Raw genomic sequence first — 24237 nt, 5'->3', positions numbered from 1 at the left:
TTCAGCTCTCCGTCTTTTCTGTGGGCGTCTCGACCGCCGCTGCGGCCTGCGAAGCCGCGGCGTTGTCTGCCACGCTGCCGGCCGGAGCCGTGCCGCTCTCGGAACCGCCGGTGGCAGCACGGCCGGCTTCGGTGCTCGTCGCGGTGGTGCCCGATGCGCCGCTGCGACGGGGCCGGGTGCCCGAAGGACGCTCGCGACGCGGACGATCCGCACCGGCGGGCACGGCAGCGGCGAGCTCACGCTTGCCACCGACGATGTCGCCCTTGTAGATCCACACCTTCACGCCGATGCGGCCGAAGGTTGTCTTGGCCTCGTACAGGCCGTAATCGATGTCGGCGCGCAGCGTGTGCAACGGCACGCGGCCTTCGCGGTAGAACTCCGAGCGGCTCATCTCGGCGCCACCGAGGCGACCCGAGCACTGCACGCGGATTCCCTTGACGTTGGGCTGACGCATCGCGGACTGGATCGCCTTGCGCATGGCGCGGCGGAAGGCCACGCGGTTGGACAGCTGCTCGGCCACACCTTGCGCCACCAGCTGCGCCTGTGACTCGGGATTCTTCACCTCGAGGATGTTCAGCTGCACCTGTTTGCCCGTCAGCTTCTCCAAGTCGGCGCGAATACGGTCGGCTTCCGTACCGCGGCGGCCGATCACGATGCCCGGCCGCGCGGTGTGGATGTCTACGCGCACGCGGTCACGGGTGCGCTCGATCTCCACGTCGGCGATGCCGGCGCGCTCCAGACCGGTGGCCAGCAGCCGCCGGATTGCGACGTCTTCCTTGACGTAATCCTTGTACTGCTTGTCGGCGTACCACCGGGACTTCCAGTCGGTGGTGATACCGAGCCGGAAGCCGTGGGGATTGATTTTCTGGCCCACTACTCGGAGCCCTCCTTCGAATCGGACGCTTCAGCAGTCGATTTCTCAGCCTTGGTGCCGGCTTTCGCCTCGGCCGACTTCTTGGGCGCCGCCTTCTTGGCGGGCGTCTTCTTGGCCGGCGCCTGCTCTGCGGCCTTGTTGGCGGGCGCCTTCTTGGCCGCCGCTGCCTTACTGCCCTGTGCGCGACGCGCTCGAGCCGCGCTGGCCGACTGACCGCCGCCACGCTGCTCCTGGCTCACCCTGCTCTCCACGATCACCGTGATGTGGCTGGTGCGCTTGCGAATCCGGAACGCACGGCCCTGTGCCCGTGGCCGGATGCGCTTGGCGGTCGGCCCCTCGTCGGCGTAGACGGTCGCGACCACGAGGGTCGACGGATCCAGGCCCTCGTTGTTCTGCGCGTTGGCCGCCGCGCTCGCGATGACCTTGGCGACCGGCTCGCTGGCCGCCTGCGGAGCCCACCGCAGGATGTCCAGCGCTTCGGCCACCGACTTGCCGCGCACCAGGTCGATGACGCGGCGGGCCTTCGTCGGCGATACGCGCACAAAGCGCGCCTTCGCCGTCGCGGACGGATATTCAATCGCTGTAGTCATTAGCGCCTCTTCGCCTTCCGGTCATCCTTGATGTGACCCTTGAAGGTGCGGGTGGGGGCGAACTCGCCGAGCTTGTGCCCGACCATCGCCTCGGTGACGAACACCGGGACATGCTTGCGGCCGTCATGCACCGCGAAGGTGTGCCCGATGAAGTCGGGGATGATGGTCGACCGACGCGACCAGGTCTTGATGACCTGCTTGGTGTTCTTCTCGTTCTGCGCGTCGACCTTCTTCAATAGATGGTCGTCGACGAACGGACCCTTCTTCAGGCTGCGTGGCATATTCCTTGTACCTGCCTAGTCTCAGCGCTTCTTGCCGGTGCGCCGGCGACGGACGATGAGCTTGTTGCTCGCTTTGTTCGGCTTACGGGTGCGGCCTTCCGGCTTGCCCCACGGGCTCACCGGGTGACGACCACCGGAGGTCTTACCCTCACCACCGCCGTGCGGGTGGTCGACCGGGTTCATCACGACGCCACGGACGGTGGGACGCTTGCCCTTCCACCGCATGCGGCCGGCCTTGCCCCAGTTGATGTTCGCCTGCTCGGCGTTGCCGACCTCGCCGACGGTGGCGCGGCAGCGCACGTCGACGCGGCGGATCTCGCCGGAGGGCATACGCAACGACGCGTAGGTGCCTTCCTTGCCCAGCAACTGGATGCTGGAGCCGGCCGAGCGCGCGAGCTTGGCACCGCCACCTGGCCGCAGTTCCACGGCGTGCACCAGCGTGCCCGCGGGGATGTTGCGCAGCGGCAGGTTGTTGCCCGGTTTGATGTCGGCGTTGGGACCCGACTCGATGATGGTGCCCTGCTTCACCCCTTCGGGGGCGATGATGTAGCGCTTCTCCCCGTCGAAGTAGTGCAGCAGTGCGATGTTCGCCGTGCGGTTCGGGTCGTACTCGATGTGCGCGACCTTGGCGTTGACGCCGTCTTTGTCGTGGCGACGGAAGTCGATCACCCGGTAAGCGCGCTTGTGCCCACCGCCCTTGTGCCGGGTGGTGATGCGGCCGTGCGCGTTTCGGCCACCCTTGCCGTGCAGCGGTCGAACCAGCGACTTCTCGGGGTGGTCGCGGGTGATCTCAGCGAAGTCGGAGACGCTGGCACCGCGGCGACCGGGGGTCGTCGGCTTGTACTTGCGAATTGCCATGATTCTCTAGGTCTTCCTCCGTCGCCGGCCTGACGAAATCAAGCCGGTGCTCCGAACAGGTCGATGGGCTTGCTACCCGCGGCCAGCGTGACGATGGCGCGCTTGGTGCTCTTGCGCTTCCCGTATCCGGTGCGGGTGCGCTTGCGCTTGCCCTGCCGGTTGGCGGTGTTCACCGAGTCGACCTTGACACCGAAGATCTTCTCGACGGCGATCTTGATCTGTGTCTTGTTCGAGTCGGGATGCACGATGAACGTGTAGACGTTGTCCTCGATCAGCCCGTACGACTTCTCGGAGATGACCGGCGACAGAATGATGTCGCGCGGGTCAGTGACGGTCGCCATCAGGCCGACACCTCCTCTTTCGCAGTCTGGTTGGCGCTGATGTAGGCGTTGAGCGCCTCGACGCTGAAGATCACGTCGTCAGCATTGAGCACGTCATAGGTGTTGAGCTGATCGGGCGAAAGCACGTGCACGCCCGGGAGATTGCGCACGCTCTTGGCGCTGACCTCGTCGGCGCGCCCGATCACCACGAGCACCTTGTTCTTCTCGAGCTTGCGGTCGGCGACAAGTGTGGCAAGAAATGCCTTGGCGCTCTTGGTCGACGGCGCCTGGCCCTCGACGAGCTCGGTGACCGCGTGGATCCGATCATTGCGGGCCCGGTCGGACAGCGCACCGCGCAGGGCGGCCCGGATCATCTTCTTCGGAGTCCGCTCGCTGTAGTCGCGCGGCTTGGGACCGTGCACGGTGCCACCGCCGGTGAACTGCGGCGCCCGGATCGAGCCCTGGCGCGCACGGCCGGTGCCCTTCTGCCGGTACGGCTTCTTACCGCCGCCACGGACTTCACCGCGTGTCTTGGTGGAATGCGTGCCCTGCCGCGCCGCGGCCAGCTGCGCGGTGACCACCTGGTGCATCAACGCGATGTTCACCTCGACGTCGAACAGCTCGGCGGGCAGCTCGACGGAACCGTCTTTCGTCCCCGCAGGCGTGTGGACATCAACTTTGAGAGCCATTACTTCTCGCTCCTCTTGATTGCACTGCGGACCATCACGAGCCCGCCGTTACGGCCGGGGATTGCGCCCTTGATCAAGAGCACGCCGTTCTCGGCATCGACCTTGTGCACCAACAGGTTCAGCGTCGTCACGCGGTCGTTGCCCATGCGGCCAGACATGCGCGTGCCCTTGAACACCCGGCCGGGCGTGGCGCAGCCACCGATGGAACCGGGGCGGCGGTGCACCGCCTGTGCGCCGTGGCTGGCGCCCTGGCCGCGGAAACCGTGCCGCTTCATCGTGCCGGCGAAACCCTTGCCCTTGCTGGTGCCGGTCACGTCGACGTAGGTGCCGTCGGCGAAGATCTCGGCGGTCAACTCCTGACCGACCTCGTATTCGGCGGCCGCGGACTCGTCATCGAGCCGCAGCTCGGCCAGATGCCGACGCGGGTTGACCCCAGCCGCCGAATACTGGCCCGTGACAGGCTTATTGACCTTGCGCGGGCTGATCTCGCCGTATGCCAGCTGCACCGCGCTGTAGCCGTCGCGCTCCGGCGTACGGATGCGCGTCACCACATTGGGCCCGGCCTTGACGACCGTCACCGGCACGACCCGGTTGTTCTCGTCGAACACCTGCGTCATGCCCAGCTTGGTGCCCAGAATGCCTCTTCTAGCCATGTCCTGGTCTCCTACTGGATGTTGACGTCGACGCTGGCCGGCAGATCGATGCGCATCAAGGCGTCAACGGTCTTGGGCGTCGGGTCGAGGATGTCGATCAGCCGCTTGTGGGTGCGCATCTCGAAGTGCTCCCGCGAGTCCTTGTACTTGTGCGGGGACCGGATGACGCAGTACACGTTCTTCTCGGTCGGCAGCGGCACAGGACCAACCACGCTGGCGCCGGTTCTGGTGACCGTTTCCACGATCTTGCGCGCCGAGGCGTCGATCGCCTCGTGGTCGTAGGCCTTGAGCCTGATGCGGATCTTCTGTCCCGCCACGCTTCTCCTACCTCACTCATACTGGGCCCGGAAATGGGCCGCTCTCACCGGCGCAGTCACGCTGCTATGCCGCCGCTGTTCTTCTGTCTGTGGTCCACCGGTACCCGCGGTCGGGTGTGTCGCCCGCACACGCTCGTCCGCTCCGAAAATCTTCGCGATCGAGATTGGCACCGGATGCGCCCGGTTGGGCGCCGGTCGTATGCCCCGGCCACGCGGTCCGAACAGGCACCGTCCCGGCTCAAGGCAACCCGAACAGTATGCCCTAGAAAACGGCACGCTCCAAATCCCTGGCCACGGGATACCCGGTTGCCCGGCGCTGAGCCTGCGGGCCCACCCTACCCGTGACGGTCGCGGTGCCGTCAGTCGCTGAAACCGGCCCAAAACGCACATTGGTGTTGCTGCTCGAAATCGGTGACGACGCGGTTGCCATCGGCTTCCAGCCACATCCGCTCACCCGCCGGTCCGCTGGTCAACTCCGGCCACCCGATGCCTGGTGATCCGGTCGCGACGAACCGCGCCCAGTAGTCGACCATCTCCTCGGACAGCCGTTGTTGGGCGGGATCCAGCGGTGGCGCGCCGCCGACGTCGAACAGGTAGCGCAACTCCAGGGAATGCGCCGCGCCGACCGGAAACGGCGCACCGCGCAACGGTTCGGGCGCGGGCGCGCCGCGGTCGGCGAACTCGTAGGCATAGACGGGTTGGTCGACAAGGGCGTCGGCCATCCGGTCGGCCACGCAGGCGTATTCGGAGGCCGTCACCGCCGCCGAATACGCCAGCGCAACGCTTCCGCCGTACCGCTCGGGCGGATACCGCGCCGCCACGGCCGACCCGTGCGACCCGAAGGCCTCGGCCAGCAGTTCGGGGTAGCTCCCGGCATCGAATGGCCGCCCGCGCAACGCCTGCAGCGCCGCGAACAGCGTGTGTTCGTCTCGTGTGGTGCCGATCAGCACCGGCACCCGGGCAGCCTTCCCACCGGTGATCGCGGTGAACGTGTTCTCGGGCAGCGCCTCGGTGCCCGCCACCGGGCCGCTCAGGCGTTCGGCCCCGAACCGCGAGTACATCAGCGGGGCCTGCAACCGATCGGCGGGCACAGACCGTAGGCAGTCCGCGGCGAGGTGAGGATCCGCGCATCCGACATCAGCCGCGTACGCCGTGCTGGCCTGCTGGGCGGCCGGCAGGTCGTACTGCGCCTGACATGGCGCACTCTGGATGATCGCCGCGCTGAACAGTCCCCGGGACCCGGGCGCGACGAGGTGGTCGCACACTGCCGTCCCGCCTGCCGACTCGCCCGCGATCGTGACCTTGGCGGGGTCCCCGCCGAATCCGGCGATGTTGTCGCGAACCCATCGCAGCGCGGCCTGCTGGTCGGCGAGGCCGTAGTTGCCGACGTCGCCGCCCGAACCGAGCGCCGGGTGGGCCAGGAAGCCCAGCGCCCCGAGGCGATAGTTGATCGTGACGACGACTACGCCGCGGCCGGCCAATCGCCGCGCGGGGTAGATGTCGCCGCTGCCGTTCAGGAAGCTCCCGCCGTGGATCCACACCATCACCGGCCGCGGTTCGTCCGACGGCGGCGGGGTCCAGACGTTGAGGGTCAGGCAGTCCTCGCTGGGCTGGCGCCGGTCGACGTCGGAGCTGGTGTCCTGAATGCAGCGCGCACCGGGGCGAGTCGCGTCCCGGAACCCCGTCCACGCCGCGACCGGCGCGGGTGGTTGCCAGCGCAACGCACCGAGAGGCGGTGCGGCGTAAGGGATTCCAGCGAAGTACCGATGGTCGTCGGCGACGGTCCCGCGGACGGCGCCCGCGGCGGTCCGCACGACCCCGGGGTCGGCTGGCACATCCACCGCTGCGGTCTCGCCCTGGGCGCAGCCGGACAGTGCGGCCGCAAGCAGTGCGAGCGCCGCCGCCGCGCGACATACGCCGCGCCGCACAATCGGCCCGCCCCTTGCACTCGCCACCTCGCGAGCGTACTGACGCGGCCCGGATCCCCCGGCTCGGAGCATCGCTTAGAGTGCGTAGTTGACAGCTGTCAAGTATGACCCTGAGCGAGGGAACCTATGAGCACGCCGATCATCGATGACGCCGCCAAGGTGCTGGCCGATCCGAAGGCCTACACCGACGAGGCGGGCCTGCACGCCGCATTGACCCACCTGCGTAAGAACGCCCCGGTGTCCTATGTCGACGTGCCGGACTATCGGCCGTTCTGGGCCGTCGCCAGACACGCCGACATCATGGCGATCGAGCGCGACAACGAGCTCTGGATCAATGCACCACGCCCGATGCTCGTCACGGCCGCGACCGATGATCTGTCGCAGGCCAACCTCGCCGCCGGTGGCGGACTGCGCACTCTGATCCACATGGACGACCCGCTGCACCGCGACATCCGCAAGATCGGCGCGGACTGGTTCCGGCCCAAGGCGATGCGCGCCCTGAAGGCCCGCGTCGACGAGCTGGCCAAGATTTACGTGGACAAGATGGTCGAAAAAGGTCCCGAATGCGACTTCGTCCAAGAGGTCGCGGTGAACTTCCCGCTCTATGTGATCCTGTCGCTGCTCGGCCTGCCCGAATCCGACTTCGGCCGCATGCTCAAGCTCACCCAGGAGATGTTCGGCGGCGACGACGACGAGTTCACCCGCGGAAAGAGCGCGCAGGAACTGCACGAGGTCATCACCGACTTCTTCCGCTACTTCACCGCGCTGACCGCCGAACGCCGGGCCAACCCCACCGACGACCTGGCCTCGGCGATCGCCAACGCCAAGATCGACGGCGAGTACCTCAACGACGTCGACTGCCTGTCCTACTACGTCATCGTTGCCAGCGCGGGCCACGACACCACGAGCGCGGCGATCTCGGGTGGCCTGCTGGCGCTGATCGAGAACCAGGACCAGCTCGCTCGACTGAAAGCCCACCCGGAGCTGATGGGCACCGCGGTCGAGGAGATGATCCGCTGGACCACCCCGGTCAAGGAGTTCATGCGCACCGCCACGGCCGACACCGAGGTGCGCGGTGTGCCGATCAAGGAGGGCGAGTCGGTGCTGCTGTCCTACGTCTCGGCCAACCGCGACGAGGACATCTTCGACGAGCCGTTCCGCTTCGACGTCGGCCGAGACCCGAACAAGCACCTCTCATTCGGCTACGGCGTGCACTTCTGTCTCGGCGCCGCCCTGGCACGCATGGAGATCAACAGCTTCTTCACCGAGCTGGTGCCTCGGCTCGATGCGATCGATTTGGCCGGCGACCCGGAGTTCATCGCGACGATCTTTGTCGGCGGGCTCAAGCACCTGCCGATCAGATACTCGCTGCGCTGAGAATCGGCGCCATCGCGGTGACATCGCGGTGATGAAGCCACCCTCGCGGCGCGAAGTGGCGTCGGTCACATAGACTGCACTTGACACCCGTCAAGTCGTTCCCGAGGAGCTTCATGAGCACGCCGACGATGGACCAGGAATCACAGGAAGCCGCGAAGGTCTTCGCCGACCCCAAGGCGTATGCCGACGACGATCGGCTGCACGCCGCGCTGACTCATCTGCGGGCCCACAACCCGGTCCCCTATGTGGACCACCCGCCGTATCGGCCGTTCTACGCCATCACCAAGCACGCCGACATCATGGCGATCGAGCGCGACAACAACCTGTGGCTGAGCGAGCCGCGGCCGCTGCTCGCGACCGCCGAGGCCGACGACCTGGCCAGGGCGCAGCTGGAAGCCGGCATGGGCCTGCGAACACTGATCCACATGGACGACCCGCACCACCGCGATGTCCGCAAGATCGGCGCGGATTGGTTCCGCCCCAAGGCGATGCGCGAACTGAAGGTTCGGGTCGACGAGCTGGCCAAGCGCTACGTCGACAAGATGCGCGACATCGGGCCCGAATGCGACTTCGTCGAGGACATCGCGGTGCACTATCCGCTCTATGTGATCCTCTCGCTGCTCGGGCTGCCCGAGGAGGACTTCCCGCGCATGCTCAAGCTCACCCAGGAGATCTTCGGCGGTGACGACGAGGAGTACCAGCGCGGCACCACCCCTGAGGAGAAGCTGCAGACGGTGCTCGAGTTCTTCGCCTACTTCGGCGAACTGACCGCTTCACGCCGGGCGAACCCGACCGATGACCTCGCTTCGGCGATCGCCAACGGAACCATCAACGGTGAGCCGTTGTCGGAGGTCGACACCGCGTCGTACTACGTGATCGTGGCCACCGCGGGCCACGACACCACCAAGGACGCGATCTCCGGTGGTCTGCGCGCGCTGATCGACAATCCCGACCAACTCGCACGGCTACAGGCCCAACCGGAATTGATGGGGACCGGGGTGGAGGAGATGATCCGCTGGACCACCCCGGTCAAAGAGTTCATGCGCACCGCAGCCGAAGACACCGAGGTCCGGGGCGTACCGATCGCCAAGGGCGAATCCGCCTATCTCGCTTACGTATCCGCCAACCGTGACGAAGACGTTTTCGACGAGCCGTTCAAGTTCGACGTGGGCCGCGATCCCAACAAGCATCTCTCGTTCGGCTACGGAGTGCACTTCTGTCTCGGGGCCGCGTTGGCGCGCATGGAGATGAACAGCCTGTTCACCGAACTGCTCCCAAGGCTGGACTCGATCGAACTGGCCGGCGAACCCGAACTAGCCGCGACGGTCTTCGTCGGGGGCCTCAAGCATCTTCCGATTCGCTACTCGCTGAGGTGATCTCGGTCGGCTTCTTCGCGTGGGTGGCCAGGAAACCGTCCACCGAAGCCTCCGCGCACGCGCGGTAGTCGAAGTCGGCCACGGTCGACAGCTTCCCGAGAATCAACGGGCCGATCAGAAGTGCGATGGTCTGGATCCGGTCCACCTCGTCGAGTTCCTCGGCCGCCTGGGCACCGTCGAGGATCGCGTCGAAGGGCGCCGAGTACAGCGCGATGATGCGTGACCTCAGGGTGCCGACGGCATCGGAATCCGGCTGCTGCACTTCGGAGTACGTCCCCACGTCGGGACCGGACGCCATCCACGTCATGGCGGTGATCATCGCGGACGCCTCGGCGATCGACTCCGCCCACCCGACCACGACCGCGATCAGCCGCTCGCGCAGGCCGCCCTCTGACGGCGGCATAGGCGCGGGGTTGAGCAGGCTCAAGAACGCCGCCGCCATCAAGTCGTTGGCGCTCGGGAAGTGGCGATACAGCGTGGCCCGCGCGACGTTGGCGGTTCGGGTGACCGCGTCGATGGTGACCGCGCTCGGGCCGCCCGCCCGCAGCAGCGTTGTCGCCGCCTCGAGCAGGCGGGCACGCGACCGGGCCGGCCTCGGGTCGGTACTCGCCCCGCTCATCGTTTAACCCACCTCCTCGCCGGGAACAAGACTATCGGTCTCACAACAAGACTGTTAGTCTCGAAAATCTCCTCAGAAAGAGAGCGACGCATGGTCGACACCCTCAGCCGGTCTGAACAGGATATCGGCGCGAGCGTCGCCCACCTGTCCCATCGGGCGCGCGTCTGGTTACTGACCGTGGCCTGCATGGGTGTCGCGCTGGTCATCAGTTCGATGGTGGCTCTCAACGCCGCGCTGCCTGACATCGCGATCGAAACCACGGCCACACAAGCACAGTTGACGTGGGTGGTCGACGGTTACACCTTGGTGCTGGCGTGTCTGTTGTTGCCTGCCGGTGCGATCGGCGACCGGTACGGTCGCCGCGGCGCTCTGCTCGCCGGTCTCGGAATCTTCACGCTGGCCTCGGCCGCGCCGCTGATCTTCGACGGTCCAGTCGCGTTGATCATCGCTCGCGCCGTGGCCGGCGTCGGTGCGGCGTTCGTCATGCCGGCCACACTGTCGCTGTTGACGGCCGCGTACCCGAAGGCCGAACGCAACAAGGCCGTCGGCATCTGGGCGGGTGTCGCGGGTTCGAGTGCAGTGGTCGGCTTCCTGGGATCCGGTGTGCTGCTGCACTTCTGGTCGTGGCAATCGATCTTCTGGGCATTCGCGATCTCGGGTGCGGGGTTGTTCGGCCTCGCGTGCACGGTGGCCTCGTCTCGCGATCAGCAAGCCACACCGCTGGACTGGCCAGGAGCGGTATTGGTTGGCGGGGCCGTCGCGGTCTTCGTCTACGGCGTGCTCGAGGCGCCCGCCCACGGCTGGACGCATCCCCTCGTATACGGGTGCATGGCCGGCGGGATTGTCATGGCGGCCACCTTCGCGGTGTGGGAACTGCGCAGCGCGCACCCATTACTCGACGTCCGCTTGTTCGCCAAGGCCGACTTCACCACCGGTTCCGTCGTGGTGACGTTCTTCTTCCTCGCCAACTTCGGATTCTTCTTCGTTTCGATGCAGTACATGCAGCTGTTGCTCGGCTACACGCCTCTGCAAACGGCGTTCGCGTTGGCGCCCCTGGTCGCCCCCCTGCTGGTCCTGAGCCTCACAACACCGTGGTATCTGCCGCGACTGGGTCTGCGGATCGTCTTGTCCACCGGCCTGACACTGATCGCGGTAGGGCTGTTCTACATGCAGACACTGGAGGTCGACTCGCCGTACTTGGACCTGGCGCTGCCGCTGCTCATCATGTCGACGGGTATCGGGTTGTGCACAGCGCCGGCGACTTCGGCGATCATGGGGGCGGTGCCGGACGAGAAGCAGGGCGTCGCGTCGGCGGTCAACGACACCACCCGCGAGGTGGGAGCCGCCCTTGGCATCGCAGTCGCGGGCTCCGTGTTGGCCGCCCAGTACGGCGACAGGCTGCAGCCGCATCTGGGCGCACTACCCGAATCGCTCCGCACCGCCGCCTCGAATTCGTTGGCCGAGGCACTCGAGGTGGCCGCGCGGCTGGGGCCGCAGGGCGCAAGCCTGTCGGAGGCCGCGCAGGTGGCGTTCCTGGAGGCCATGCACACCTCGCTGATCGCCCTCGGTGTCCTGTGCGCTGTAGCGGCGGGATTCATCGCACTATGGGCGCCGGGCCGCGACGGCAGGCAGCTCCGCTTCATCGAGCGAATGGTCTCGCGGTCAGACGATGAACTCGGCCGCCCGGTGCCCGACCATGACGATGGTGGCGTGCGGGCCCCGGCTCGGGATGACCGGTAACACCGACCCGTCGATTACCCACAGCCCCTCGACCCCGCGCACCCGACACCGCGGGTCCACCACAGCGAGGTCGTCGTCATCGCCACCCATCGGCGCGGTCCCCGAGAGATGCTGCGACGTCGACCATGACGCCGGACCGACCTTGGCCGCCCCGCCGACGAGTTCACGGGACAACGCCATTCCGGCACGCAGCTTTTCGACATCGTCGGGCTCACTGTCGTAACGATGCTCGATGACCGGAGGGACATCGGGGTCGGCGCTGACGACCGTGACGACCCCTCGCGACTTCGGGCGCATCAACGTCACGCCGATATGGGGGTGGTCAGCCGGATCGTCGCGCCGCCCACTCACCATGGCCCCGAAACCCGCTGTATACGGCCGGATCTCGAGCGCGTTGCCGGTAGTGAGCACGGCCTCGAGAGGTGGGAGCCCGTGCGTTTCCGTCCAGTTCACCGGTAGCACCCATTCGGGATGGTCCGACATCACGGCTCCCACCGGAGCGCTCGCTGTCACCGGTATCCCCGCGCGCTCGAGGGCGTCAGGTGGGCCCACACCGGAGAGCATCAGAAGGTGCGCCGAGCCGATTGCACCGGCGCACAACACGATCCGGTCCGCCTCGAGATAGACGGCACCGTCTGGGCCCGCGCACTCCGCGCCGACCGCGCGTCCGGCGACGATCCGGACGCGGCGGACCCGGGTGCTGGTGAGCACCGTGAGGTTCGCGCGGCCCGAGGCAGGTTGCAGGTACGCCCCACCGGGACCCATCCGGGCGCCCTGGTAGATGTTCAGCGGCACCGCCCCCACTCCGGCGCCGACCGGCGCCTCGGCCGTCGACCCGTTCAGATCCGCTATCCACGGATACCCGGCCTGGGTGGCTGCTCTCACGAATGATGCTGTGCAGCCGTCGAATTCGGATACCCGCTGAATCCGTATCGGCCCTTCTGAGCCGTGTACCGCATTGTCGAAGTCGAGGTCGGTTTCGATGGCCCGGAAGTGCGGAAGCACTTCCGGCCATGTCCAGCCGGGCAGTCCCCAGTCGTCGAAGTCCGACGGTAACCCACGGCAGAAGTAGCCTCCGTTGACGGCGCCCGATCCTCCGACCACCTCGCCGCGCATGAGCGTCGCGTGACGAAGAGGGGCGACGGTCAGTGTGGTCGGGTACCGCCGCACCACCGAACTCGCGGTGCCGATCGGCAGTCGCAGTCCGTCGTTGATCTGTGCCGAGACCCGCGGGTCGGACGGTCCGAGGCCTGATTCGACGACGGTGACGGTGCATGCGGGGTCGGCGGAGAGCCGCTCGGCCAGAACGGATCCGGCGCTGCCGGCACCGACGATCAGGACGTCACTGCGGACGAACCAGGGTGGCCTCAAGTCCGGATCTGGGGTTTGAGCGCACCGAGATGCCGCTCACGGACAACCCCTGTCCACAGACCTGCCCCGTAGGCGATGTCGTCGAGGCGCTTGAGGACGATGTAGGTGAGCAGGCCGACCCGCTGGTTGTCGTCCTCGGTGTTCCGGCTCCGGGTCAGCCAGTCGACGACCCCCTCCACCACCGCGGCCACGAGCACGACCTGTCGGCATCGTCGGGACAGGAGCGCGGCGACGAGCGCGAGCGGCCAGTAGTGCCGGCAGATCGCCGACGCCAACTGCATGGCCGCCGACCACAGTCCGTGTGCGGCCACCACCGCGACGTCTTTGGGTTCGGGCTCGACGCTTGACAGGGATTTGGCGATGCGCCGGCCGGTGATGGTTGCGACCACGATCGAGGCCAGATACCCGATCGACGACCCTGTCGCCATCAGCATCCACGCCACCAGCGTCCAGCCCGAGATCACCAGCGGAGCGGTCTTGCCGGGGTGGCGGACCGACAGCGGTGCGGCGGCTTCACCGTAGAAAGACCTGCGCGAGAACCACTCTCGCAGTTGCGTCCGATGATCGTGCGCCACCAAAGCAATGGGCTCGTAACGCAGTCGCGCACCGGATTCGATGAGTCGCCAGCACAGATCGACATCCTCACCGGACGTCAGCGTCTCGTCGAAGCCACCGACCTCGCCCAATATCGCCCGCCGCCCGATGATCGCGGCACTGGGTACATAGGACACCGTTCCGTACGGCATCACCGGGGCCTCCCGCAGCCCGAGGTCCAGCGACGAGCGCACCGCCTCGTAGCGGGCGACCACATTGTCGGGTTCACGGAGACCGACGATGCGCGGTGCGACCAGGCCCACGGCGGGGTCGCAGAAGTGGCCCAGCAGCGCCTCCAGCCATCCGCGCCGCGGCACGACGTCGCTGTCCAGGAAGGCCACGAAGTCGGTGGTGCACGCTGCCAGACCGGTATTGCGGGCCGCCGCGGGCCCGCGGCTGCGCTCGTGTCGCAGCACCTGTACCCCCGCGTGGACGTCGGCGAAGTCGGCAGCGTCCAGTGGTGTCTCGGAGCCGTCGTCGACCACGATCACCCGCAGCCCGCGCACGGCGGTGAGCAGCCGGCGCACCCCAGAAGAGTTGTCGCGCACCGGTATAACCACCGTCACGTCGCGGTGCGAAGGGCCGCTGGCGGGGCGGGGATGCGCGACCGTGGCGTCGAGCAGGGTCCGGGCCAACTGGGCGCTGACGGCGTCGTGCACCTCGAGCCGGCCGCCGCTGAGCATCGTCTGCGCCACCGGAGCCAGGCGAAGGAGGCGGGTCGGGGAACCGCCGAGCAGGGCCGAGCCGTCGCCGAGCACCTTCACCCGGCGGTCCACCTGCACGGCGAAACCGTCGGGCAGTCGCGGTCCGGTCATGTCAGCATCCCGTCGCGATCGGGTGCCCATCGCGTGAGCCGCCGAAGGCAGGTCTCGACCATATCGGGAAAGATACGGGCGCCGTCCTCCACGGTGGCGGTGGTCGGATCGCCGAGCACGCCGACCTCGCTGACCGCGGCCACCCCACCTCGACGCATTTCGGGGATCAGCTCGCGAAGGGGCGCCATGTTGCCGGGCACCCGCTCGTCGATGCGGACGTCTTGGGGCGAAATATGTAGCAATACAGACGTTTCGGTATGGCCCGCGTGCGCGTCGGCGCCCGCGACCGTGCACGAGCACCAGCCCGCATCGCGACCCTCGTACCGTAGCAAAGCGGTCGCCGCGGCCAGCGCTTCGATGTTGCCGCCATGACCGTTGACGAAGACCAGCCTCGACGCCCACCGCGACGCCGACCGGCCGTACTCCACCAGCAACAGCCTCAGCGCGGACGTCCCGATCGAAACGGTGCCGCTGAACTCCTCGTGCTCGCCGCTGGCGCCGTAGCCGATGGCCGGCGCGACCATCCAGTTGACACCATCGGTGCCGACCAGGCGGTCAGCAACCGCCCGACAGACGGCGGTCGCGATCCGGGTGTCGGTGTCCAGCGGAAGATGGGGGCCGTGCTGCTCGGTGGATCCGACGGGCACGAGGAGTGCTGACGGCTTGCTCTGCAACTGCTTCGACGTCGCATTCGCGAGCTCGCTGACAGATGGCACCCGCCGATGGTAGGCCGAATTCACCTGTCGTGCGCCAATTGTTGAAGCATGCGCAGCAATTGATTCACCGAATTTCTCGCCGCCGGCACCTGCGCCGCCCCCTCAGTCCCCTGCGCCCCGCCCGTACCAGCACGTTCCCGGGCAGGGCCGGCTGTCAGGTGGTCGAACCTCCGGGCACGCCGAGCGCCCGGACGAACCCGGGAGGGACCAGCACGTCGGCGGGCCCGAGATCGTGCACCGATGCGCGCCCAAGGCCCATCAATGCAGAATCGATGCCTCCCCGCAGAACGTCGAGCACGTTCTCGACACCGGCCTGCCCGTTGGCCGCCAGCCCCCAGAGATACGCCCGCCCGATCATGACCGCGCGGGCACCGAGCGCGACCGCCTTGACCACGTCACTGCCCCGTCGGATGCCGCCGTCGAGCACCACCTCGATGTCATCCCCCACGGCCTCGACGATCGGGGGCAGCGCGCGGATCGACGCGGGTGTGCCGTCCAGGTTGTTGCCGCCGTGGTTGGACACCGAGATCGCTGAGACACCCGCGTCCACAGCACGTTTCGCGTCGTCGACACGCATCACACCCTTGAGCATGAAAGGACCGCCCCACAGCTCACGAAGCCAGGCGATGTCCTCCCAGGTTGGCGGTGGGGTGCCCATCCACTCGCCGTACGCGGCGAAGAACGGCGGACCCGCCTCGCCTCGCGCGGCCTGATTGGGGACCCGCAGGTTAGGCGGCCGCAGGGTCTTACCCCACTGCCACATCCAGCGCGGTTTGGTCAGACCGGTCGGCAGCATCCGCACGGTCGTGCGCAGGTCCATCTGCTCGGGGATCTTCGGGCTGCCCCAGTCGCGGCCGTGCGAGAAGCTCCAGTCCGTGGTGACGATCAGGCCGACCGCACCCGCCTGCCGAGCACGCTCGACCCGGGCCGCGATCGCGTCCCGCCCGCCCAGCCAGTAGACCTGGAAGAAGAGCTTGGGGTTGACCGCGATGACCTCTTCGATCGGCTTGCTGGCGAACGACGACAGACCCATCGCGGTGCCGCGGGCGGCGGCCGCGCGCGCGACCGCGACCTCGCCGTCCGGGTGGACGGCCTGCACCCCGGTCGGTGAGATCAGCACCGGCAGCGAAATCTCTTGTCCCATCACGGTGGTGGCCAGATCGCGCTTCTCGGTCGCACCGACGACGTGCGGCGCGAAGCCCAACTCGGCGAACGCCTCGACGTTGTCGGAGACCGTCACGCCCTTCTCGCTGGCGGCGATGAGCGCCGAGTACACCGGCTTGGGGAGCCGGCGCCTCGCCCGCTCCTGAGCGGCGGCGACCGTTTCGAACCAGGTGTCGGCCATGATCACACCGGACTTTCGTTGCAGAGGCGTTTCGGAGGCGCTCCGGCGCCGACATCGGACCGGCGAGGCGCTCCGGCGCCGACATCAGACCGGCGAGGCGCTCCGGCGCCGACATCAGATCGGGGAGGCGTCGTGAGCAGCTTGAGCATCACCGGACCCGATCGCGAGTGGTCGACGCTGGACTTCGGCTTGACCCGCTCTTGAGCCAGGGCCGGAGCGCCGTAGCCCTGGACGCACTCGGGGTCCGGGCCGTCCATCGGCAGCCCGGTGAAGAACTTGGCGGCCATGCACCCGCCGCGGCAGCTGTCATAGTGCCCACAGCTGCCGCACGCGCCGGCCGACTGCGGTTCGCGCAGCTCACGGAAGAGCGGCGCGTTCTGCCAGACATTCTGAAAACCACCGTCGGACAGGATGTTTCCGGCATGGAACCGGTCGTGAATGGCGAACGGGCACGCGTAGACGTCACCGACAGGATCGATGAGGCACACGACGCGACCGGCCCCGCACAGGTTCAGCCCGGCGAGCGCACCCGGTTCACCCAACCCGGCGAGGTGAAAGAACGAGTCCCCGGTCAGCACCCGCTCACCCTTGGCGACCAACCAGTTGTAGAGCTGGACCTGCTGGTCGGCGGTTGGGTGCAGGTCGTCCCAGACATCGGCGCCCCGACCCGACGGCCGCAACCGCGTGATGCGCAGTGTTGCACCGTATTGCGCTGCCAGAGCGGCGAAGTCGTCGAGCTGGTCGACGTTGTGGCGGGTCACGACCACCGAGATCTTGGCGTCCTTGAATCCGGCGTCGGCCAGGTTCTGCAGTGCCCTGGTCGCCATCGCGAAGGAGCCCGCCCCGCGGACGGCGTCGTTGATCTCCGCCGTGGCGCCGTCGAGGGAGATCTGCACGTCGACGTAGTCGCTGGCAGCCAGCCGGGCCGCGACCTCGGGCGTGATGCGCACACCGTTGGTGGAGAACTTCACGCCGACGTGGTGGGCGGTGGCATAGTCGACGAGCTCCCAGAAGTCCGAACGCACGGTCGGCTCGCCGCCGCCGATGTTGACGTAGAAGACCTGCATGCGCTCGAGCTCGTCGATGATGTCCTTGCACTGCTGCGTGGTCAGTTCGCGCGGGTCGCGCTTACCCGACGACGACAGGCAGTGCACGCACGCGAGGTTGCAGGCGTAGGTCAGTTCCCAGGTCAGGCAGATCGGCGCGTCGAGGCCGTGCTCGAACTGCTCGACCAGCCGGGGGACACGGACGGCTTCGGTTGATGTCATTGCGGCACCAGCATTTTCGATCGAGCAAGCACACCGAGTGCTTGCAGGTACGGCGCCTGCTGCGTGTCGTCGATACCGGCGGCACGGCAGGCGGATCGGACGTCGGGATGGTCGGACAAGGTGTTGACGACGTCGACGATGGTCCGGTTCTTCAGGAACGACAGCTTGCGCGTCCCGAAGTGGTAGAGCAGCGCCCCGAACGGCTCCGGCCGCACCGCCACCTGGTGGTGCAGCCGCCAGCCGAGCTCCGGGTCGAATGCGGTGCCTTCCTCGGGCGCCGCCGACAACGAGGTCACGGTCAGTAGACCCCGCACATCCCGTCGATCGACACCTCTTCGACGAGCGTCTCGGAAACCAGCTCGTCGTTCTCCACCTGCTGCTTCGGTTCCATTTGGCCCTCCATTGACTTCTGCTTCCGATATCACCGGTTCTCGACAACTGTGATCGAGGTCGCAATAATATGGCATCGAGTGCCTAAATGGAAAGGGGACCCCCTATGGGGCCGGACCAGCACCGGGTGGGCCGCCGGCGCTCGACGACGTGGGACCACATCAGCGATGTGGCCATCGACCTGTTTGCCGCGCACGGCTTCGACGACGTCAGCGTGAACGACATCGCCGAAGCCGCGGGGATCGCGAGGCGCACGCTGTTCCGCTACTACCCTTCCAAGAACGCTCTGCCCTGGGGGGATTTCGACGCTCATCTGGCCCACATGCGAGATCTGCTGGCCGATCTCGATCCCGAGGTGCCGATCGGCGATGCGCTGCGCACCGCGTTGCTGGCGTTCAACAGCTTCGATGCCGCCGAGACGGCGCGCCACCGGATGCGCATGCGCGTCATCCTGGAGACCGCCGCGCTGCAGGCCTACTCGATGACCATGTACGCCGGCTGGCGCGGCGTGGTCGCCGAGTTCGTCGCCAAACGGCTCAACACCACCGCAACAGACCTGGTACCGCAGACGGTCGCGTGGACGATGCTCGGGGTTGCGCTGTCCGCGTACGAACACTGGCTGGCCGACGAGACGGTCCCGCTGGCCGCGGCGCTCGGCGCGGCGTTCGACACCGTCGCCGACGGGCTGTGGGCCCTCGATCGCTGAATCACCTCGGCGCTCTGGACGACCGCGATAGCTTGGTGCGGTCGCCCGAAAGGAAGCCGATGGCCGAGCAAAGCGCTGAGCAGAAGACGGGTCATGATCTGCTCTACGACTCGCTGTGGACGAAGGGCACCGCTTTCACCCACTCCGAGCGTCGCCAATTCGGTCTCCTGGGACTGCTTCCTGCCGTCGAGAAGAGCCTCGAGCAGCAGACCGAACATTCGTGGCGCGAGTTCAGCAGGCGTCGTGAGCCGCTGGACAGACACATCTATCTGCGAAACCTGCAGGACCGCAACGAGACACTCTTCTACCGCGTGCTGCGCGACCATATCGCCGAAACCATGCCGATCGTCTACACACCGACCGTCGGCGAGGCGTGCCAGCGCTTCAGCGAGATCTACCGGCGCCCGCGCGGTCTGTTCGTCTCCTACCCTGACCGCGAGTTCCTGCGCGAGATGCTGCGCAACCGCCCGCGCCGGGAGGTCGACGTCATCGTCGTCACCGACGGCCAGCGCATCCTGGGCCTGGGTGATCAGGGCATCGGCGGCATGGGTATCCCCATCGGCAAGCTCTCGCTGTACACACTGATCGGCGGAATCGACCCGGCCCGGACGCTTCCCGTCGTGCTCGACGTCGGTACCGACAACGTCGAACTGCTCGAAGACCCGCAATACCTCGGCTGGCGCCACCGCCGCATCGGTGAGGACGAGTATTACTCGTTCATCGACGATTTCGTCACCACGGTGCACGACGAGCTGCCCGACGTCCTTCTGCAGTGGGAGGATTTCGCCACCGCGCACGCGCTGCCGATCCTTCAGCGCTATCGCGACAAACTGCTGACCTTCAACGACGACATCCAAGGCACCGCCGCGGTGACGTTGGGAGCGCTGCACGGCGCGGCCAAGGTGGCGGGGCGCCCACTGTCCGAGCAGCAGGTGGTGATGCTGGGGGCCGGCTCTGCGGGCATCGGGGTGCTCGAGATGGTGCACCGCCAGATGATGAGCGAGGGCTTGTCGGCTCAGCAGGCGTCGGCGCAGATCTGGGTGGTCGACGTCAACGGTCTGCTCACTGACGACCGCACGGACCTGTCCCCCGGTCAGCGGACATTCGCCCAGCCCGCCCAGCGCGTGGCGAGCTGGGGCTTGTCCGGGCCGGCTCAGCTGGCCGACGTCATCCATCGCATCGAGGCCGGTGTACTCCTCGGATTGTCAACCGCAACAGGGGCTTTCACCGAGGCCATCGTGCGCGAGATGGCCGCCAAGGTCGATCGTCCGATCATATTTCCGCTGTCGAATCCCACCAGCCGGGCCGAGGCACATCCTGCCGAACTCGACGCGTGGACCGGCGGACGGGCCTTGGTGGCGACAGGGTCGCCGTTCGCGCCGCTTCAGCGCGACGGGGTGGAGCAACCGATCGCGCAATGCAACAACGCCTACATCTTCCCCGCGATGGGCCTGGCCGTCACGGCGGCGCAGGCGACCCGGGTGACCGACGAGATGATGCGGGCCGCGGCCGCGGCGCTCGGCGACGCGTCTCCCGCCCTGGCCGATCCCGGGGCACCGCTGCTGCCCGCGTGGTCGGAAATACCCGATGTGGCCGGACGCATTGCGCAGGCGGTCGCGACGCAAGCCGTCGACGACGGTGTGGCGCCCACCCGCACCCCCGACGAGTTGGCGCAGCGGATCGTCGACGTGCGGTGGACTCCCCAATACCGGGACTGAACTGTCTGCCCCTGTCCGCGAGCGCTCATCCTTATACGGATCCAGCCCGCCGAAATCTGTACAGAAGTGAGCGCTCGCCGAAAAAAGTTGCGGCAAGACCGTCGGAGTTCGGCGCGCGACGGCGACGATATGGATGTGAGCGCCGAACCGAACGGCACCGACGCTCCACGGGAGCTGCTGGCGTTGTACGACGAATCCTTGCCGGTGGTGTACGGATACTTCGTCCGACGCTGTGGTGACCGTGGAACCGCCGAAGATTTGACGTCGGAAACCTTCTTGGCGGCGATGGACGCCGCGAGAAAGGCCGCTCCGCCACCGATGACCGTGCCGTGGTTGCTCGGCGTGGCGCGCCACAAGTTGGCCGACCACTACCGACGCCGCCACGACCGGTTCACCACCCCGGTCGCCGATCTGCCCGAACCCGTCGAGCCGCCCGACGACTGGGACGCCGAACTGGATCGCATCGTCGCCGAAAGCGTGCTCGCCAAGCTGCCCGAGCAGCACCGCACGGTTCTGGCGCTGCGCTACATGGACGACTGCTCGGTGCCCGAGTGCGCCGAGCTCATCGGCCGCACGGTGCACGCGACGGAGGCGCTGCTGGTGCGGGCCCGCAGGGCTTTTCGCGCTCACTACCCGGAACCGGAAGGGAGGCAGTCGTGAACAACAGCCACGATCCGCTGGCCGTGCTGCGCGGCGACGAGCTTCCGGTCACCCCCGACCCGGCTTTCGCCGCCGGGCTGCGCGCACGACTGGAGTCGGCGCTTTCGCTACCCAATCGAACCGAGGAGGTCGTCATGAGTGGAACCGATACCGCGATCGCCGAACTGTCCGAGCCGAGCGTTGAGTCGACGCTCCCCCGGTCGGCGGCACTTCCGTATCTGACGGTGCGCAATGCTCGCGATGCGATCGCGTGGTATGTCGAAGCGCTCGGCGCCACGGTGGTCGGGGAACCCTTCGAGATGGACGACGGCCGGATCGGTCACGCCGAGTTGGCGATCGGCGACGGCGTGCTCTACCTCGCCGACGAGTATCCCGAGATCGGGCTGAGAGCTCCTGTGAGGCAGTCTGTTTCGGTGAGCTTGATGCTGCGTGTGGCCGATACGGACGCTTCGCTGGAACGGGCGCGCAGGCACGGGGCGGAGGTGCAACGCGAGCCGTACGAGAACTACGGCGCGCGCAGCGCCGCAATCGTCGATCCGTTCGGCCACCGCTGGATGCTCACCGGGCCCGTGACGGCTACGGCCGTACCGATCCAGCACGGCGACGTCGGCTACGTGTCGGTGTGGGTGCCCGACGCCGACCGGGCCGCCGCGTTCTACGGCCACGTGCTCGGGTGGCGCTACGACCCGTCGACGCACCAGGTGACCAACACCGACCAGCGGATCGGCATCTTCAGTTCCGCCAAGCCCCAGGGCATGCTGTGCTGCTATGCGGTCACCGATCTCGATGGGGCACGACAGTCGATCATCGACGGCGGCGGTACTGTGGAACAGTCCCGGGAGTTCGACTTCGGCACCGTCCTGGACGCCACCGACCCCGCCGGGACGGCCTTCGCGGTCTTCCGACCGGTCCCCGGCATACCGCGTCCAGCGCTCAATGGCACTGGGCCGGGCGAACTTTCGTATATCACCTATCAAGTCCCGAGCTCCGGTGCGTTCAAGGAGTTCTACAGCAGGTTCCTTTTCTGGACGTTCGAGCCCGGACGCATCGACGACGGCTGGGGGGTGCGTGAGACGCATCCGATGTCTGGCGTCGCCGGGGGAAACGCCGATGCGGTGACCGTGCCGATGTGGACCGTCGCCGACATCGACACCGCGGTGGCGCGGGTGCGCGAGGCGGGTGGCACCGTGATCGAGCCGCCGTCGCAGCAGTCCTACGGGAAGTCCGCGCTGTGCACCGACGACCAAGGCACCCGTTTCTACCTCGGCGAGCTCTGATCGGCGGTTTCGGTGTCCGGACGGTCGCTCAGCGACTGTTCGGACACCCGAATCACTTGGTTAGAAGGTCGGTGATGGGTGCGCGCGCCGCGATCTTGGCGCGCACCTTCATCACCTTGCCCGGCATGCCGCCACCGACGACGCCGGCCACCACGCCGTCACGCTCGTAGTAGGCGAGGAACTTGCGGCCGTCGTCCTCGACGACGTGGACGACGTCGTCGGCCTCCGGTTCGCCGAGGCACTGGATCTTCACGTCGTACTGGTCGCTCCAGAAGTACGGCACCGAGACCGCCGTCGGCGGTTCCTGCCCCAGCATCGTCGGCACCAGCACACGGGCTTGGTCGGCGACATTGCTCCAATGCTCAACGCGCACTTGGTGACCGAGGTTGTGCCGCCATGACGCGACGTCCCCGATGGCCCACACATGCGGCGCGCTGGCGCGGCCATGATCGTCGCAGACCACCCCGTTGTCGAGCTTGAGGCCGCTGCCTTCGAGCCAGTCGGTCGCCGGACGCGATCCGATACCGACGACCACCAGATCCGCCTCGAGTTCGGTGCCGTCGCTGAGCACCACTGTGTCCACGCGATCCGAACCCCGCACTTCCGAAACGCCGACGCCGCAGCGCACGTCGACACCCTCGGCTCGATGCACACGGGCCACGAGCTCACCGATCTGCTCACCGAGCACCGACGCCAAGGGTGCTGGTTGCGGCTCCACCAACGCGACCTCGACGCCGAGCTTGCGCAGGCTCGCCGCCACCTCGCAGCCGATGAACCCGGCACCGATCACGACGGCGCGGCGAGCCGAATCGGCCTCCTGTCGAAGGGCCACGCTCTCGTCGTAATTGCGGAGCACGTGGATGCCCGCAAGGTCGGGAAACGACGGAATGCGCTTGGGCACCAGGCCCGTAGCGATGATGAGTTCGTCGTAGGGCAACTCGGTGCCGTCGGCGAGCGTCAGCGTCTGGGCGGCCGTGTCGACAGAGCGCGCTCCGTTGCCCAGCAGCACGGCGATGTCGTTCTCCTCGTAAAACTCCGCGGGCTTGAGCGTGACGTCGTCGGTCTCGGCGCGCAGCACCTCCTTCGACAGCGGAGGCCGGTCGTATGGCAGATGCTCCTCGTCGCTGACGATCGTGACCGGACCGGTGCACTCCGATCGGCGCAACTGTTCGGCGGTACGGGCGGCCGCGAGTCCGCCGCCGACGATGACGATGCCCGCTGGTGTGGTCATGGGCAGTTTCTTACACGATCCCTATGGCGATTTGTCCGCCACCCCGGGCAATGGTGCTCAGCCTCGATCACGGTCGATCACATTGGTCAGCACGACGATGCTCTCGCTGCGCTCGACCTGGGCAGCCGAGCGGATGCGTTCCAACGCCTCCTCCAGGTGACGCATATCGCGCGCGACGACGTGCAGGATCGCGTCGGCGGTGCCGGTGACGGTGGCCGCGCTGATGACTTCAGGGATGTCGATCCATGCCGCCCGCAGTCGTTCTGGGGCAATGGTTCCGCGACGGAACACTTGCACGTACGCCTCTGTGGTCCAGCCGAGCGCCGTCCGATCGACAACGGTCGTGAAGCCGCGGATGACGCCGTTGTCGAGCAAGCGGTCGACTCGGCGTTTCACCGCGGGGGCGGACAGGTGGACCCGCTCCCCGATCTCGGCGTAGGTCGCGCGGGCGTCATCGGTGAGTGCGGCGAGAATCTGCTCGTCGGTCGCGTCGAGGCGGTCCATGGTCACCTCCACACGCAATA

At 67.3% G+C, this 24237-nt stretch carries 26 protein-coding genes; 7 read left to right on the top strand and 19 right to left on the bottom strand.

Features of this window, described 5'->3' with window-relative positions:
- Position 1: 1 nt before the first annotated feature.
- The 9 genes from rpsC to AU198_RS00915 all read right to left on the bottom strand — a co-directional run bounded on the left by rpsC (position 2) and on the right by AU198_RS00915 (position 6582).
- Positions 2–874, bottom strand: a complete 873-nt coding sequence (rpsC, locus tag AU198_RS00955; protein ID WP_064345596.1) for a 30S ribosomal protein S3 — start codon at positions 872–874, stop codon at positions 2–4.
- The gene (rplV, locus tag AU198_RS00950) at positions 874–1464 is read right to left on the bottom strand and encodes a 50S ribosomal protein L22 (RefSeq protein ID WP_064345595.1); all 591 of its coding nucleotides are present in this window, start codon (positions 1462–1464) and stop codon (positions 874–876) included. The genes rpsC and rplV overlap by 1 nt, the downstream gene beginning before the upstream one ends.
- Entirely contained in the window at positions 1464–1745 is a 282-nt protein-coding gene (gene rpsS, locus AU198_RS00945) for a 30S ribosomal protein S19 (RefSeq protein WP_007167837.1), read from the bottom strand. Before rpsS ends, rplV begins: the two co-directional genes overlap by 1 nt.
- Positions 1746–1766: 21 nt before the next feature.
- Positions 1767–2603 carry a 50S ribosomal protein L2 gene (gene rplB / locus AU198_RS00940; protein WP_064345594.1) on the bottom strand — a complete coding sequence of 279 codons (837 nt, stop codon included), beginning with the start codon at positions 2601–2603 and terminating at the stop codon, positions 1767–1769.
- Between the two features lie 38 nt (positions 2604–2641).
- On the bottom strand, positions 2642–2944 hold the full coding sequence (gene rplW, locus AU198_RS00935; RefSeq protein WP_064345593.1) for a 50S ribosomal protein L23: 303 nt from the start codon (positions 2942–2944) through the stop codon (positions 2642–2644).
- On the bottom strand, positions 2944–3612 hold the full coding sequence (gene rplD, locus AU198_RS00930; protein WP_064345592.1) for a 50S ribosomal protein L4: 669 nt from the start codon (positions 3610–3612) through the stop codon (positions 2944–2946). The genes rplW and rplD overlap by 1 nt, the downstream gene beginning before the upstream one ends.
- Entirely contained in the window at positions 3612–4265 is a 654-nt protein-coding gene (rplC, locus tag AU198_RS00925) for a 50S ribosomal protein L3 (protein ID WP_064345591.1), read from the bottom strand. The genes rplD and rplC overlap by 1 nt, the downstream gene beginning before the upstream one ends.
- Positions 4266–4276: 11 nt before the next feature.
- The gene (gene rpsJ, locus AU198_RS00920) at positions 4277–4582 is read right to left on the bottom strand and encodes a 30S ribosomal protein S10 (RefSeq protein WP_003883485.1); all 306 of its coding nucleotides are present in this window, start codon (positions 4580–4582) and stop codon (positions 4277–4279) included.
- A gap of 359 nt (positions 4583–4941) precedes the next feature.
- On the bottom strand, positions 4942–6582 hold the full coding sequence (locus AU198_RS00915) for a carboxylesterase/lipase family protein (RefSeq protein WP_064345590.1): 1641 nt from the start codon (positions 6580–6582) through the stop codon (positions 4942–4944).
- Positions 6583–6636: 54 nt separating this feature from the next.
- Here AU198_RS00915 and AU198_RS00910 point away from each other — a divergent pair, with 54 nt between their 5' ends.
- Positions 6637–7887: a cytochrome P450 gene (locus tag AU198_RS00910; RefSeq protein ID WP_064345589.1), complete on the top strand. Its 1251-nt coding sequence runs from the start codon at positions 6637–6639 to the stop codon at positions 7885–7887.
- Between the two features lie 113 nt (positions 7888–8000).
- On the top strand, positions 8001–9263 hold the full coding sequence (locus tag AU198_RS00905) for a cytochrome P450 (RefSeq protein WP_064345588.1): 1263 nt from the start codon (positions 8001–8003) through the stop codon (positions 9261–9263).
- On the opposite strand, the gene AU198_RS00900 is transcribed toward AU198_RS00905, so the two are convergent.
- Positions 9229–9882 (bottom strand): TetR/AcrR family transcriptional regulator, encoded by a 654-nt coding sequence (locus AU198_RS00900; RefSeq protein WP_064345587.1) that lies wholly within the window; start codon positions 9880–9882, stop codon positions 9229–9231. The two genes, AU198_RS00905 and AU198_RS00900, sit on opposite strands and share 35 nt — an antisense overlap.
- 90 nt (positions 9883–9972) lie before the next feature.
- Between AU198_RS00900 and AU198_RS00895 the strand changes: the two genes are divergently transcribed.
- Positions 9973–11622 carry an MFS transporter gene (locus AU198_RS00895; protein WP_064345586.1) on the top strand — a complete coding sequence of 550 codons (1650 nt, stop codon included), beginning with the start codon at positions 9973–9975 and terminating at the stop codon, positions 11620–11622.
- Here the strand turns inward: AU198_RS00895 and mftG are convergent.
- The 7 genes from mftG to mftA all read right to left on the bottom strand — a co-directional run bounded on the left by mftG (position 11545) and on the right by mftA (position 18134).
- Positions 11545–12993: a mycofactocin dehydrogenase MftG gene (mftG, locus tag AU198_RS00890; RefSeq protein WP_064345585.1), complete on the bottom strand. Its 1449-nt coding sequence runs from the start codon at positions 12991–12993 to the stop codon at positions 11545–11547. The genes AU198_RS00895 and mftG overlap by 78 nt on opposite strands.
- Positions 12990–14402, bottom strand: coding sequence for a mycofactocin biosynthesis glycosyltransferase MftF (gene mftF, locus AU198_RS00885; RefSeq protein WP_064345584.1), 1413 nt, complete (start codon positions 14400–14402; stop codon positions 12990–12992). The genes mftG and mftF overlap by 4 nt, the downstream gene beginning before the upstream one ends.
- Positions 14399–15142, bottom strand: coding sequence for a mycofactocin biosynthesis peptidyl-dipeptidase MftE (gene mftE, locus AU198_RS00880; protein ID WP_064345583.1), 744 nt, complete (start codon positions 15140–15142; stop codon positions 14399–14401). The genes mftF and mftE overlap by 4 nt, the downstream gene beginning before the upstream one ends.
- A gap of 130 nt (positions 15143–15272) precedes the next feature.
- The gene (gene mftD / locus AU198_RS00875; RefSeq protein WP_064345984.1) at positions 15273–16463 is read right to left on the bottom strand and encodes a pre-mycofactocin synthase MftD; all 1191 of its coding nucleotides are present in this window, start codon (positions 16461–16463) and stop codon (positions 15273–15275) included.
- A gap of 2 nt (positions 16464–16465) precedes the next feature.
- Complete coding sequence (gene mftC, locus AU198_RS00870; protein WP_082690804.1) at positions 16466–17731, bottom strand: mycofactocin radical SAM maturase; 1266 nt, start codon at positions 17729–17731, stop codon at positions 16466–16468.
- Positions 17728–18045, bottom strand: a complete 318-nt coding sequence (gene mftB, locus AU198_RS00865) for a mycofactocin biosynthesis chaperone MftB (RefSeq protein WP_197415984.1) — start codon at positions 18043–18045, stop codon at positions 17728–17730. Before mftB ends, mftC begins: the two co-directional genes overlap by 4 nt.
- Positions 18030–18134 (bottom strand): mycofactocin precursor MftA, encoded by a 105-nt coding sequence (gene mftA, locus AU198_RS25625; protein WP_502689249.1) that lies wholly within the window; start codon positions 18132–18134, stop codon positions 18030–18032. The genes mftB and mftA overlap by 16 nt, the downstream gene beginning before the upstream one ends.
- Before the next feature lie 93 nt (positions 18135–18227).
- Here mftA and mftR point away from each other — a divergent pair, with 93 nt between their 5' ends.
- From mftR to AU198_RS00845, 4 genes are all read left to right on the top strand, one after another.
- Complete coding sequence (mftR, locus tag AU198_RS00860; protein WP_064345581.1) at positions 18228–18827, top strand: mycofactocin system transcriptional regulator MftR; 600 nt, start codon at positions 18228–18230, stop codon at positions 18825–18827.
- Positions 18828–18886: 59 nt separating this feature from the next.
- Positions 18887–20545, top strand: a complete 1659-nt coding sequence (locus AU198_RS00855) for an NAD-dependent malic enzyme (protein WP_064345983.1) — start codon at positions 18887–18889, stop codon at positions 20543–20545.
- 135 nt (positions 20546–20680) lie between these two features.
- Positions 20681–21205 (top strand): RNA polymerase sigma factor, encoded by a 525-nt coding sequence (locus AU198_RS00850; RefSeq protein ID WP_064345982.1) that lies wholly within the window; start codon positions 20681–20683, stop codon positions 21203–21205.
- Positions 21202–22482 carry a VOC family protein gene (locus AU198_RS00845; protein WP_064345580.1) on the top strand — a complete coding sequence of 427 codons (1281 nt, stop codon included), beginning with the start codon at positions 21202–21204 and terminating at the stop codon, positions 22480–22482. The genes AU198_RS00850 and AU198_RS00845 overlap by 4 nt, the downstream gene beginning before the upstream one ends.
- A 52-nt stretch (positions 22483–22534) precedes the next feature.
- Here the strand turns inward: AU198_RS00845 and AU198_RS00840 are convergent, their stop codons facing one another.
- Entirely contained in the window at positions 22535–23713 is a 1179-nt protein-coding gene (locus AU198_RS00840) for an FAD-dependent oxidoreductase (protein ID WP_064345579.1), read from the bottom strand.
- A 57-nt stretch (positions 23714–23770) separates the two neighbouring features.
- Positions 23771–24217: an Rv2324 family transcriptional regulator gene (locus AU198_RS00835; RefSeq protein ID WP_064345981.1), complete on the bottom strand. Its 447-nt coding sequence runs from the start codon at positions 24215–24217 to the stop codon at positions 23771–23773.
- Positions 24218–24237: the final 20 nt, after the last annotated feature.

Source organism: Mycobacterium sp. GA-1199, assembly GCF_001500045.1.
Lineage (GTDB): Bacteria > Actinomycetota > Actinomycetes > Mycobacteriales > Mycobacteriaceae > Mycobacterium.
Note: the sequence above shows the minus strand (reverse complement) of the source record. Positions and strands in the feature narration are given on the sequence as shown.